Origin of the sequence: Streptomyces sp. WMMB 714 (assembly GCF_900090125.1) — a bacterium.
Lineage (GTDB): Bacteria > Actinomycetota > Actinomycetes > Streptomycetales > Streptomycetaceae > Streptomyces > Streptomyces daqingensis.
In genome coordinates, this window is sequence record NZ_FMHJ01000007.1 from 358,434 (window position 1) to 371,777 (window position 13,344).

The following is a 13,344-nucleotide window of genomic DNA, read 5'->3' on the forward strand; positions in this document are numbered from 1 at the left end:
ACTCGATGAGTACGCGTGAGTACGCCCATGCATAAGTAGCGAAGGTCCGGCGGAGAGCCCCCCGGACCGTAAGGAGCGAAGTGGCTAAGGTCCGGGTATATGAGCTCGCGAAGGAGCTCGGAGTCGAGAGCAAGGTCGTCATGGCCAAGCTCAACGAACTGGGCGAGTTCGTCCGCTCGGCGTCCTCGACGATCGAGGCGCCGGTGGTTCGCAAGCTGACTGACGCATTCGACGCGGGCGGCGGTGCCGGTGGCGGCGCCGCCAAGAAGTCCGCGGCGAAGCCTGCGGCGCCGAAGAAGGCCGCCGCCAAGCCCGCCGCCCCCAAGCCGGGCGGCGCGGCCAAGACCGGCGCGGGCGCCAAGCCTGCCAAGGCACAGGCCCCCAAGCCCGGCGCACCGGCGCCGGCACCGGAAGCTCCGTCGTCCCCCGCCCGGCCCGCGGCCGGCGAGGCCGGCGGTCCTGTCACGCCCGCTGCTCCCGCCTCGGAGGCCCCCAAGCCGGGCGCCCCCAAGCCGGGGCCGGCGAAGCCGGAGTTCACCGCTCCCGCGGCGGAGGCCCCTAAGCCGGGTGCGGCGGCACCGAAGCCCGGTCAGGCTCCCAAGCCGGGCCAGCAGGCACCCCGTCCCGGTCAGGGTCAGGGCCAGAGCGGTCGGGGCCAGGGCGGCGCGCGCCCCGGCCAGGGCGCCCCGAAGCCGGGCGCGAGGCCCTCGGGTCCGCGTCCCGGTAACAACCCCTTCACGTCCGGCGGTTCGACCGGCATGGCGCGCCCGCAGGCGCCGCGCCCCGGTGGCGCCCCGAAGCCGGGTCAGCCCCCGAAGCCCGGGCAGGGCCAGGGCGGCCCGCGCCCGCAGGCTCCGGGCGGTCGTGCGACTCCGGGCAACATGCCGCGTCCGCAGGGCGGCGGCCAGGGCGGCCCGCGTCCGGGTGGCGGCGGCAACCGCCCCAACCCGGGCATGATGCCGCAGCGTCCCGCTGCCGCTCCGCGTCCCGGTCCGGGCCGCGGCGGCCCGGGCGGCGGTCCTCGTCCCGGCGGTGGCGGCGGTGGCCGTCCCGGCGGTGGCGGCGGCTTCGGCGGCCGTCCCGGCGGTGGCGGCGGTGGCCGTCCGGGCGGTGGCGGCGGCTTCGGCGGCCGTCCCGGCGGCGGTGGCCGTCCCGGTTTCGGCGGGCGTCCCGGCGGACCCGGCGGCCGTGGTGGTACGCAGGGTGCCTTCGGCCGTCCCGGCGGTCCGGCGCGGCGTGGCCGCAAGTCGAAGCGGCAGCGCCGTCAGGAGTACGAGCAGATGCAGGCGCCGTCGGTCGGCGGCGTGATGCTGCCGCGCGGCAAGGGCGAGACCGTGAGGCTCTCGCGCGGTGCCTCGCTCACCGACTTCGCGGAGAAGATCAACGCCAACCCGGCGTCGCTGGTCCAGGTGATGTTCAACCTGGGCGAGATGGTCACCGCGACGCAGTCCGTCTCCGACGAGACGCTGAGCCTGCTCGGCGAGGAGATGAACTACGTCGTCCAGATCGTCAGCCCGGAGGAGGAGGACCGCGAGCTTCTCGAGTCCTTCGACATCGAGTTCGGCGAGGACGAGGGCGGCGAGAAGGCGCTCATGCCGCGTCCGCCGGTCGTGACCGTCATGGGTCACGTCGACCACGGTAAGACGCGACTGCTGGACGCGATCCGCAAGACCAACGTCATCGCGGGCGAGGCCGGCGGCATCACCCAGCACATCGGTGCCTACCAGGCGTCGACAGAGGTGAACGACGAGGAGCGCAAGCTCACCTTCATCGACACCCCCGGTCACGAGGCGTTCACCGCCATGCGTGCCCGCGGTGCGAAGTCGACGGACATCGCGATCCTCGTGGTCGCGGCGAACGACGGCGTCATGCCGCAGACGATCGAGGCGCTGAACCACGCCAAGGCGGCCGAGGTGCCGATCGTCGTCGCGGTCAACAAGATCGACGTCGAGGGCGCCGACCCGACCAAGGTGCGCGGTCAGCTGACCGAGTACGGCCTGGTCGCCGAGGAGTACGGCGGCGACACGATGTTCGTCGACATCTCCGCCAAGCAGGGCGAGAACATCGACGCGCTGCTCGAAGCGGTCGTACTGACCGCGGACGCCGCGCTCGACCTGCGGGCCAACCCGGAGCAGGACGCACAGGGCATCGCGATCGAGGCCCACCTCGACCGCGGCCGCGGCGCCGTGGCGACGGTGCTGGTCCAGCGGGGCACCCTGCGCGTCGGCGACACGATGGTCGTGGGCGACGCCTACGGCAGGGTCCGCGCGATGCTCGACGACAAGGGCGAGAACATCAAGGAAGCGGGTCCCGCGACCCCCGTCCTGGTCCTGGGTCTGACCAACGTCCCGGGTGCCGGCGACAACTTCCTGGTGGTCGAGGAGGACCGTACGGCCCGGCAGATCGCCGAGAAGCGTGCGGCCCGCGAGCGGAACGCCGCGTTCGCCAAGCGCACCCGCAGGGTCTCCCTGGAGGACCTGGACAAGGTGCTCAAGGCGGGCGAGGTGCAGCAGCTCAACCTCATCATCAAGGGCGACGCATCCGGTTCGGTCGAGGCCCTGGAGTCCTCGCTGCTGCAGCTGGACGTCGGCGACGAGGTCGACCTGCGCATCCTGCACCGCGGCGTCGGTGCGGTCACCGAGACCGACATCGACCTGGCGACGGGTTCGGACGCCATCGTCATCGGCTTCAACGTCCGCGCCGAGGGGCGCGCGACGCAGATGGCCGAGCGCGAGGGCGTCGACGTCCGCTACTACTCGGTGATCTACCAGGTCATCGAGGAGATCGAGGCGGCCCTGAAGGGCATGCTCAAGCCGGAGTACGAAGAGGTCGAGCTCGGCACGGCGGAGATCCGCGAGGTCTTCCGCTCCTCCAAGCTCGGCAACATCGCGGGTGTCCTCATCCGCTCCGGCGAGGTCAAGCGGAACACCAAGGCCCGCCTGCTGCGCGACGGCAAGGTCATCGCGGAGAACCTCAACATCGAGGGGCTGCGGCGCTTCAAGGACGACGTCACCGAGATCCGTGACGGTTTCGAGGGTGGTATCAACCTCGGCAACTACAACGACATCAAGGTCGACGACGTCATCGCGACGTACGAGATGCGGGAGAAGCCCCGCGGCTGACGCCGCGGTCGTGCTCGACCCGCAGTGCGCGCAGAGCGCATGAGCCGGTCCGGGGCCGGTCGGCGGAGGAAACTCCGTCGATCGGCCCCGGCGGCATCTCGTACGATCACCGTGTGTATGTGGGGACTCTCTCGATCGACCTGCTGCTGGGCGACGTTCACTCGCTCAAGCAGAAGCGCTCCGTCGTCCGGCCCATCGTCGCAGAGCTGCAGCGGAAGTACGCGGTGAGCGTGGCGGAAGTGGCCGACCAGGATCTGCACCGGCGTACCAGGCTGGGCCTCGCCACGGTGTCGGGGGACGCGGGGCATGTGACGGATGTACTCGACCGGTGCGAGCGGCTCGTCGCCGCCCGGCCGGAGGTGGAACTGCTGTCGGTTCGGCGGCGCTTCCACGGAGAAGACGACGATTAGCAAGGAGACGGACCAGTGGCCGACAATGCACGGGCTAAGAGGCTGGCAGACCTCATCCGTGAGGTGGTCGCGGAAAAGCTGCACCGGGGGATCAAGGACCCGCGGCTCGGCACACATGTGACCGTCACGGACACCCGCGTCACCGGGGACCTGCGGGAGGCGACCGTCTTCTACACGGTGTACGGGGACGACGAGGACCGCAAGGCAGCCGCTGCCGGGCTGGAGAGCGCGAAGGGCGTGCTGCGTACGGCAGTCGGGGCCGCGGCAGGTGTCAAGCACACCCCGAGCCTCACGTTCGTCGCGGACGCCCTGCCCGAGAACGCCCGCACGATCGACGATCTGCTGGCTCGGGCGAAGGCCTCCGACGAGGAGGTCCGCAGGGCCTCCTCGGGCGCGGACTACGCGGGCGGGGCGGACCCGTACCGCAAGCCGGGCGAGAACGAGCAGGCCGGCGACACGAACGAGGACGAGAGCGAATGACCTGTGGCGCGTAAGAAGGACAACGGACCGGGCGGGCTTGTCGTCGTCGACAAGCCCGCCGGTTTCACGTCGCACGATGTGGTGGCGAAGCTGCGCGGAATCGGCCGCACGCGGCGGGTCGGTCACGCCGGGACGCTGGATCCGATGGCGACCGGAGTGCTCGTCATCGGCGTCGAGAAGGCGACGCGGCTGCTGGGGCACCTGGCGCTCACGGAGAAGGAGTACGTCGCGACGGTGCGGCTCGGGCAGACCACCGTGACGGACGACGCCGAGGGCGAGGTCACGGCCTCCGAAGGCGCCTCCGGCGTCGCCCGCGAGGCCGTCGACGCGGCCGTGGCCCGGCTCACGGGCGAGATCCAGCAGGTGCCGTCGAAGGTCAGCGCGGTCAAGGTGGACGGCAAGCGGTCGTATCAACGCGTCCGCGAGGGCGAGGAGTTCGAGCTGGCCGCCCGCTCGGTGACCGTCTCCTCCTTCGACGTGCACGACGTGCACGAGATGAAGGCCGAGGACGGCACGTGCGTGACCGACCTGCTGGTTTCGGTGGTGTGCTCCTCCGGGACGTATGTGCGTGCGCTGGCGCGCGACCTCGGCGGTGACCTGGGGACCGGAGGGCATCTGACGGCGCTGCGGCGCACCAGGGTCGGACCGTACCGGCTCGAGGACGCGCGCACGCTGGACGAGTTGCAGCAGGAGGTCGACGGCGGTGCGCCGCTGTCGGTGCTGCCGCTCCACGAGGCCGCGGCCGCGGCGTTCCACCGCTGGGACGTGGACGCGGAGCAGGCGCGCCTGATCGGCAACGGTGCTCAACTGCGCATGCCCGCGGGTGAGTTCGGTGCACCCGGTCAGGAGCCCGAACCCGTCGCCGTGTTCGGTCCCGACGGTTCTTTCGTGGCTCTCGTCGAGGAGCGGAAGGGACGTGCGAAGAGCCTGGCCGTCTTCGCGTAGACCGCCTCGCCCTCGCACGGGTTCGACAGAGGAAGGCTGCACTGCGCGTCTGCCCTGTGAGCTGCGTTCACTCGAATGGCCGGGCGCTCGGTGCGAGTCGGCGGCGTGGCAGGGGGCGCGTTCTCCCGACAGCCTGTCCTTACTGATCAACTCCCGTCTACCGTCAAGGAGTCGGGGGAGGGTCGGCAGCAGGTACGGGCGAGTTGGACGGTGCGCAATGGGAGCGGGAGCGGTGCTGACTGAGCCCGTGTCGGTGAGGATCTGCGATCTGGCCGGGCGCCCCCGGGGCAGCGGTTTCTTCGCAGACCACGACGGCACGGTGATCACCAGTCACGAGGCCGTCGACGGCCTCGGCCGCCTGGTCGTGCACTCCCCGGACGGCCGGAGCCATCTAGCGAAGGCCCACCAGATCACTCCGTTCCCGGAGCGCGACCTGGCGCTGATCCGGACGGAGGGCCTGAACGGAGCCCCCCTGGTCATCGGGGACGAGCGGACCCGCGCCGTGGGTGCGGCCGTGCGGCTGCGCACGGGGCAGACTCCCTCGCGGGCCTCCTCCGTCCGGTCCGGAAGTTGGACGGAGGCGCAGCTCTCCGGCAGGACGCAGGTCACCTACACCTCGACCGAGCGCGTCTACACGCTGGACGACGCGGTGGAGCTGGCTCTTCCGGAGGCGGAGGCCGTCGAACTGCACCTCAGCAGCAGGGCCTCGGGATCCCCGGTCGTCGACGCGTCGACCGGCGCGGTGCTGGGCGTGCTGGGCACCGCACTGCACACCCCCGACCGGACGGCCTGCTTCGCGGTGCCTCTCACCGACGACGAACTGTGGGAGTGCGAAGGGGAGTTGCGGGACGTCCTGATGCGCAACGCGCAGACCGTCCCCGGATTCGGTCCGGATCTGAACCCGGCGGGTGTACTGGAGCTGACGCAGGCGTCGTTGAAGCCCGTGGCCGAACGCGCCCGGCTGCACGTACGCCGGTCCCATGTCTCCGACGCGCTGGGCCGGTTCCCCGGCAGCGAGGCCTCCGTCGCCGCCCTCGTGGGGCGGCCGGGCACGGGCCGCAGCACGGAGTTGGCCGCTCTCGCGGCCCAGTGCTCGGCCGAATCGGCCCCGGCTGTGTGGCTGCGCGGTGCCGTCCTCAAGGAGGGCGACGGCAGCGTGCGCGAGGCGGTCGGGCGGGCGCTGGCGGAGGCCGCGCGCTCCGTCACCGGGGCGGGACCACGGTGCGCGAACGGCCCGCTCGACGCCGGACTTCCGACCGGTGCCGAGGGCGTGCCGAGCGCGGACGTCGTGGCACGGCTGGCCCGGGAGGTGCGGCGTCCCCTCCTCGTACTCCTGGACGCGCCCGAGGAGATGCCTGCCGCGCTCTTCCGCGAGCTGAGGCAGTGGATCACGGGCACCGCGAGCTGGCTGCGGGCGTCGGGAGCGCGCATGGTGCTCGCGTGCGGCAGCGAATTCTGGGAACAGGCAGGCGGGTTCTTCCCACACGAGATGCTTCACACCGGGCAGCCGGAAGCCGGCGCCCGGAGCGCTGCCGACGAAGTCGCGGGGCCGGAGCTGCCGCCGTGCGTGCGGCTCGGTGCCATGCCGCCCGTCATCGCGGCACAGGCCCGCGAGCGGTACGGACTGGACGGGAACGCGCTGTCGGAGGCGGACTCGGGGCATCCGCTGGCGATGCGGATGCTCGCCGAAGTGCGGGCCGCACTGGGAGTCGGCACCCGAGGGCAGAGGCACGACGCCGCCGATGCCGCTGGACCCGCCGGACCGTCCGGGACTGCCGACCCCACCGTGGCCGTGGACGCGGTCGGAGGTTCGGAAGAGGCCCAGCCCGGCATGCGTGCCGTCCCCGTACCGCCGCCGGTGCGCCGTTCCGAGCTGTTCTCGGCGCATCTCGATCTGACCGCGCTGCGGATCGCGCGCAGGCTTGCCGTCGCACAGGGCTGTACGGAACGCAGTGGTGACGTCCGGAGGCTCGCGACTCGGGCCGCGGGAGCCCTGCACGAGGCGGCACGGCGGTGCCTGGGCAGAGGCCGGGGCGGCGTGGCCCGCGCGGACCTCGCAGAGGTCTTCCCGCAGGCCGGCGGCTGGGCCTCCGCGGTGCTGACCGAGGGAGTGCTGGAACCGGCGGGAGACGGATTCCGCTTCGCTGACGAGGAGTTCGCCGACTGGCTCCAGGGGCGCCACCTCGATCTGGACGCCTCCCTGGAGACGCTCGTACACAGGGGGAATGAGGGAGCGGCAGCCGTGACCGTCCCCCGGCACCGCATCGGGCCGGTCGTGCAGGCGCTGCTGCAGTGCTCCGAAGCCGCCGGTCCGGAGGCGCTCCAGCAGCGTCTCCTGCCGTTGACCAGCGTCTGCTTCGCCTCCGGCAGGACGGAGAGCGCCTGGTGGGCGTCGCGTCTGCTGCTGGAGACAGTGCTGCGCGTGCCGGACGCTCAGCCGTACAGCCGTGTGCTGCGCGAGCTGGCCGAACGCATCGGCGGGGGCGGGCGGACCGGCGTGTTCGGCCCCTGGTTCTGGCGGGCGATCGCACTGCCCGCAGCCAGGAAGACCGAGCTGCTGCGTCTGATGCTCCCTGCCGACCCACCGCACAGCTCGGACGACGACCCCGGCCCGTGCCGCTTCATCGACGTGGTCGGCGACCTGCTGGCCGCCGAGCCCAGGGCCGTACAGCCGCTGCTGTGCGCGTGGTTCACCGACCGGCGCAGCCTGGGCTGCCGTGCAGGCTCCCGTACGGGCGCCGAGTCCGCGCCCACGGTGGCCTCCGCGGCACAGGCTCTTCTCTACGCGCACCGCACCGCCGCTCCCGGGCAATTGCTGGACCTGCTGATCGACGCGTGCCATCCGCACGCCGACGAACTGCTCGGTGAGCTCGGCCAGGAGGAGCCTGCCGAACTGTGCCGGGCAGTCGAACGCTGGGCGGGGGACGACCGCTGCCTCCGCCGCGCCGCGGCCGCGGAGTACGGGCTGCGACTTGCGGTCCGCGCGCTCCGTCCGGCTGCCGGCGAAGACCGTCCGGGCGACGGCGGCGAAGCAGCGCGACGCCGCGCTCTGCAGCGAGCAGCCATGGCACTGCTGGAGCGGCCGGGCGAGCAGTTCCTGCACGAGTCCGCGCTGGCACTGCTCCTGCGCGTCGATCAACGCTGGGAACAGCATCTGGACGCAGCGCTCGAGAGGCTCGCCGCCACCGGGGCGCCGGTGCTCTCCGAGGCGCTCACCGCGGCCCTCCGGGAGCGGCCCGAGCCGGTGCTCGCCGCCTTCCGCAGGCGCCTGTGCGAACCCGGCAGCGGCGCGCACCACCTGGTAGGGGCCCTGGCGAACGTCCGTGAACCGGGCCTGGCCCAGCCGACTGCCGACCTCGTCCGCCAGTACGCGGAGCTGCGTCCAGAGCGGGCGGGCGAGCCGCTGGCCTCCTTCGTCCGTCTCCGGCTGACCCATCGCGACGGAGGCCGAGCCGGGCTGGAGGCGCTGGTGGACGCCCTGCTGACCTCGCCCTACGGGTCGCTGCGCGCAAGCCTCGCCCGCATGCTCGCCGCGGCACCGGAGGACCCGGTACGGGACGAGCTGCTGGACGTGCTGCTCCTCGGCGAAGGCGACCTGGACGTCCTGGACGCAGCACTGGAGGGGGCCCTGGAAGCGGCGTCCCAGCAGGGTGCCGCAGAGGCAGCCGAGCGGCAGGATTCCGGGACAGCGCAGGACCCGCAGCCATGCGGAACGGCCCAGTCCCGACAGGGTCAGGGGGAGCTCGTGCGGCGCCTCGGTCTGCTGATGGCCCGCACGCCTGAGGGCGCGGCCTGCTACGACCGCCGCCTGACCGGGCTGGCGCACGAGCAACCGGACTTCGGGCGCCTCCTGCGGGCCTGGACGGCAGCGGAACCAGCCGCGTGGACGGCCGTCGCCCAAGCCGCACCGGGCGCTTGGACCGCACTGGCCGGGCCGGAAGTGCGCGGCGCGAGAGAAGCGCTGGCCGACTGCGTGTAGTCGCGGGTCCGGTGCGGGTGCCGCCCAGGGGCATGGCACCCTTGGACCGGCGAAACACATCGGCATCGGCGAGGAGCAGGACGTGCAGCGCTGGCGTGGTTTGGAGGACATCCCGGAGGGCTGGGGGCGCAGCGTCGTCACCATCGGCTCTTACGACGGGGTGCACCGGGGGCACCAGCTGATCATCGGCAGGACGGTGGCACGCGCACGCGAACTCGGCGTACCCGCTGTGGTCGTCACCTTCGATCCCCATCCGAGCGAGGTCGTACGGCCGGGCAGTCACCCGCCGCTGCTGGCTCCGCACGCCAGGCGCGCCGAACTCATGGCCGAGCTGGGTGTGGACGCGGTGCTCGTACTGCCGTTCACCGCCGAGTTCTCCCAGCTCTCTCCCGCGGACTTCGTGGTCAAGGTGCTGGTCGACAAACTGCACGCGCGCGTCGTCGTCGAGGGGCCCAACTTCCGGTTCGGGCACCGGGCGGCCGGTGACGTCGCCTTCCTCTCCGAGCTGGGTGCGACGTACGACTACGACGTCGTGGTCGTCGACCTGTACGAGCGCGGTACGGCGGGTGGAGGCGAGCCCTTCAGCTCGACGCTGGTCCGGCGGCTCGTAGGCGAGGGCGACGTGGCCGGCGCCGCAGAGGTCCTCGGACGTCCGCACCGCGTCGAGGGCGTGGTGGTGCGCGGTGCTCAGCGCGGGCGCGAACTCGGTTACCCCACCGCGAACGTGGAGACCGTGCCCCATACCGCCGTCCCGGCCGACGGGGTCTACGCGGGCTGGCTCACCGCGGACGGCGAGCGGATGCCGGCGGCCATCTCGGTCGGCACGAATCCGCAGTTCAACGGTACGGAGCGCACTGTCGAGGCGTATGCGATCGACCGCGTCGACCTCGACCTGTACGGGAAGCACGTCGCCGTCGACTTCCTCGAATACATCCGCGGGCAGGAGAAGTTCGACACCCTCGAAGCATTCCTGGAGCGCATGGCCGGCGACGTCGACCGTTGCCGCGACCTGGTCGCCCGGGCCGAGGAGGGCCCGGCGGCCACGCGTTGACCCGCTTCTCCCGCTGTCGGCTTGCCGACGGGGCGGGGCGCGAGACGCGAGCAGCGCACTCCGGGCTGGAGTCGTTGTCCGCACAGGAGGGCCGGTCCGGATCATCGGACCGGGCCATCCCGGCGTCGTCCGGCCCAGCCTCGTCAACTCACGGACTGATGATCTTCAGCTCGGACTGATGCTCACTGGCCCTGCGGCGGTGTCTGACCGGGCTGTTGCTGCTGCCAGCCACCTTGCTGCGGGTAAGGCGGCTGCTGCGGAGGTACCTGCCCCGGTTGCTGCGCGTACGGCTGCGGCGGTACCTGACCGGGCTGCTGCGCGTACGGCTGCTGAGGGGGGAACCCCTGCTGGGGGCCGGGCAGAGGCGGCGGCATCTGGGCGGGCGGGTTGTTGCCGTTGCCCTGCCAGAGGCCCTGCTCCTGCTGCTGACGCGCGAAGTCCTCGGCGATCAGAGCGGAGAGGGTGAAGTAGGCCTCCCGGGTCTTCGGCCGCATCATGTCCAGCTCCAACTCGGCACCCGCGGACAGGTGTTCGTCGAAGGGAATGGTCACGACGGCCCGGCAGCGTGTCTGGAAGTGCGACACGATGTCCTCGACCTTGATCATCTTTCCGGTCTCGCGGACGCCCGAGATCACCGTGATGCTGCGCTGCACCAGATCCCCGTAACCGTGGGCCGAGAGCCAGTCCAGCGTCGTGCTGGCGCTGCTCGCGCCGTCCACGGACGGAGTCGAGATCACGACCAACTGGTCGGCCAGATCGAGCACTCCGCGCATCGCCGAGTAGAGCAGGCCCGTGCCCGAGTCGGTGAGGATGATCGGGTACTGCTTGCCGAGGACGTCGATGACGCGGCGGTAGTCGTCGTCGTTGAAGGTCGTCGAGACCGCCGGGTCGACGTCGTTGGCGAGGATCTCCAGCCCGGACGCCGCCTGCGAGGTGAACCGGCGGACGTCCATGTAGCTGTTGATGTACGGGATCGCGGAGACGAGGTCGCGGATCGTCGCACCCGTCTCGCGGCGTACCCGGCGGCCGAGCGTTCCCGCGTCGGGGTTGGCGTCGATCGCGATGACCTTGTCCTGGCGCTCCGTCGCGAGCGTCGAACCGAGGGCGGTGGTGGTCGTCGTCTTGCCGACACCGCCCTTCAGACTGATCACCGCGATGCGGTAGCAGGACAGGACCGGGGTGCGGATCAGATCCAGCTTCCGCTGCCGCTCGGCCTCCTCCTTCTTCGAACCGAACCGGAACTTCCCGCCGAGAGCGGGGTTCTGGGAGCGCGGCTTCCTGCGGTTGTTGACCAGCCGGTCGGACGACAGCTCCACCGCGGCCGTGTAGCCCAGCGGATTCCCGCCCTGGCTCTGACGGCGCGCGTCCTCGCCCGGGACATGGCCCGCTCCCGCGCCCGGGTCGCCGACCGGCGGCTGCTGCGCGTGCGGGGCCGGACCGACGGGACCCGGCTGTCCCTGCTGCTGCCAGGCCGCGTTCTGCTGGGGTTGTACGGGCTGTTGGGGTTGTCCGGGCTGGGGGTAGCCGTATCCGGGTTGGGGCTGCTGGGTGTGGGGGGCGGCGGGGTGCTGGGCCTGCGGGGGTTGCTGGCCCGGTTGTGCCTGTTGGGGTTGTGCGGGCTGCTGGGCCTGGCCGGGTTGGGGGTAGCCGTAGCCGGGTTGGGGTGCGGGCTGCTGCTGGGGCAGCGGCTGTCCCTGCTGCTGCCAGGCCGCGCCCTGCTGCGGCTGCCCGGGCTGTTGGGGCTGTTGGGGTTGTCCGGGTTGGGGGTAGCCGTATCCGGGCTGGGTGTGAGGGGCGGCGGGGTGCTGGGCCGGCGCGGGTTGCTGGCCCGGCTGTGCCTGCTGGGGCTGCTGAGCTTGTCCGGGTTGGGGGTAGCCGTAGCCGGGTTGGGGTGCGGGCTGCTGTTGGGGCAGCGGCTGTCCCTGCTGCTGCCAGGCCGCGCCCTGCTGCGGCTGCCCGGGCTGCTGCTGCGGCACCTGCTGTCCCTGTTGCTGGCCGGGCTGGGGCTGCTGCCCCTGCTGCGGGTAGCCGTATCCCCCCTGCGGAGGCAGCGAGAGCACGGTGGTTCCGTCCGCCGGCATCGGTGCCCGCGCGGGGGGCGTGTCCGCGGGATCGGCCTCGGCTGCGGCAGGCTCGGCGCCAGCGGCGGGCTGTGCCGCCGGTGGGGTCTGCGCCTCGGGCTGGGGGTCGGCGGGCGGGAAGTCCGGGGGCAGGGGCGGCAGTTCGGCCGACTGGCCGGCCGGAGCGCCGCCACCGCCGGTGGTCGGCGGCCAGGACGGCGTCTGCGACGGAGGTTCGGACGCCTGCGCGGACGCACCGCCTTCCGGGCTGCCCGACCCCGCGGCCGGGGTCGTACCGCCGGCCTCGCCGCTCTCGTCCTGTTCCGTCGCCGTCGCCGTCGCACCGTCCGCTACGTCGCCCGACGCGTCGGTGTCGCCGCCGGAGTCGCGGTCCTCCTGCGGGCCGTCGGGGGCCGGCCCCTCCGGCTCCGCGGGCGTCTCTGCCTCTGCCGCCTGCGAGTCGCCGGGAGCACTGTCGTGGTCCGGCGCGTCCGTGTCCGCGGGCCCGTCGCCCGCCTCAGTGCTCCGCTCGGATTCGCCGGTCTCCTCATGCCCTGATCCAGGGCCCTCGGAAGAGGACGGCGACGCGGGGGCGAAGGCGTCGAAGGTACCCGAAGCCGCTATGGAGCCGGACGAGCCGGCGTCCATCCGGCCCGCCTCCGCGGGGCCAGGGGGGAGCGTGAACTCCCCCGTACTCCGCGGGTCCTGCTGCGCGGGAGGCTCGGCCAACGGCGGGAACGCGGGCGGGGGCTGGACGGACGCGTCCGAGCTCCCTCGCGGCTCGGCGGGCGGAGCGGACGGCATTCCGTGCGAGAAGTCGCCCTGCGCGGCGGGATCCTGTGCCGGAGGTGCGGGGGTGCCGGGCGCGACGGCAGGGAACTGGGGCGGTTCGGGGGCAGGCGCGACATGCTGCTCGGGAGGCGTACCCGGCAGCGGCTGAGGAGGACCGGGGACCGGCGGAGGCGGAGTCATCGGGCCGCTCGGATTGCCGCCCACACCAGGGGTGTTGGGGGCGGCGGCGCTGTCGGCGTCCTGCGTGTACCAGGCCGGAGGCGTGTAGTCGATGGTGAACTGGCCCGTCGACTCGTTGTCCTGCTCGGGCGCAGAATCAGCATCGAACCGATCGGTATCGGGCGCCGTCCTGCCCCAGCGGATCTCGTCCCGATCGCTGCTCACAATGCCTCCTGCTGTGTGGTCACACACCCCGTTTGTCGCGCACGGCCCAGCCTAATCAACATGGCATTGGGCACGGCACTGAGGCCCCGTCCGCACACCGTGCCCGGAGGCCGCCTCTGTC

The 13,344-nt window shown here is 72.4% G+C and carries 7 protein-coding genes; 6 read left to right on the top strand and 1 reads right to left on the bottom strand.

Going from position 1 to position 13,344, the window contains the following annotated elements; translation table 11 throughout:
- Window positions 1–80: 80 nt before the first annotated feature.
- The 6 genes from infB to H181DRAFT_RS15790 all read left to right on the top strand — a co-directional run bounded on the left by infB (window position 81) and on the right by H181DRAFT_RS15790 (window position 9,987).
- Complete coding sequence (gene infB / locus H181DRAFT_RS15765; RefSeq protein WP_045865061.1) at window positions 81–3,122, top strand: translation initiation factor IF-2; 3,042 nt, start codon at window positions 81–83, stop codon at window positions 3,120–3,122.
- A 113-nt stretch (window positions 3,123–3,235) separates the two neighbouring features.
- The gene (locus tag H181DRAFT_RS15770) at window positions 3,236–3,532 is read left to right on the top strand and encodes a DUF503 domain-containing protein (RefSeq protein WP_045865062.1); all 297 of its coding nucleotides are present in this window, start codon (window positions 3,236–3,238) and stop codon (window positions 3,530–3,532) included.
- A gap of 15 nt (window positions 3,533–3,547) precedes the next feature.
- Window positions 3,548–4,012 carry a 30S ribosome-binding factor RbfA gene (gene rbfA, locus H181DRAFT_RS15775; protein ID WP_045865063.1) on the top strand — a complete coding sequence of 155 codons (465 nt, stop codon included), beginning with the start codon at window positions 3,548–3,550 and terminating at the stop codon, window positions 4,010–4,012.
- A 3-nt stretch (window positions 4,013–4,015) separates the two neighbouring features.
- Window positions 4,016–4,957 carry a tRNA pseudouridine(55) synthase TruB gene (truB, locus tag H181DRAFT_RS15780; RefSeq protein WP_045865064.1) on the top strand — a complete coding sequence of 314 codons (942 nt, stop codon included), beginning with the start codon at window positions 4,016–4,018 and terminating at the stop codon, window positions 4,955–4,957.
- 232 nt (window positions 4,958–5,189) lie between these two features.
- Window positions 5,190–8,936, top strand: coding sequence for a S1 family peptidase (locus H181DRAFT_RS15785; protein WP_158715444.1), 3,747 nt, complete (start codon window positions 5,190–5,192; stop codon window positions 8,934–8,936).
- An 82-nt stretch (window positions 8,937–9,018) separates the two neighbouring features.
- On the top strand, window positions 9,019–9,987 hold the full coding sequence (locus tag H181DRAFT_RS15790; RefSeq protein WP_074467885.1) for a bifunctional riboflavin kinase/FAD synthetase: 969 nt from the start codon (window positions 9,019–9,021) through the stop codon (window positions 9,985–9,987).
- Window positions 9,988–10,169: 182 nt separating this feature from the next.
- Here H181DRAFT_RS15790 and H181DRAFT_RS15795 read toward each other — a convergent pair whose 3' ends face one another.
- On the bottom strand, window positions 10,170–13,223 hold the full coding sequence (locus tag H181DRAFT_RS15795; protein ID WP_074467886.1) for an SCO5717 family growth-regulating ATPase: 3,054 nt from the start codon (window positions 13,221–13,223) through the stop codon (window positions 10,170–10,172).
- Window positions 13,224–13,344: the final 121 nt, after the last annotated feature.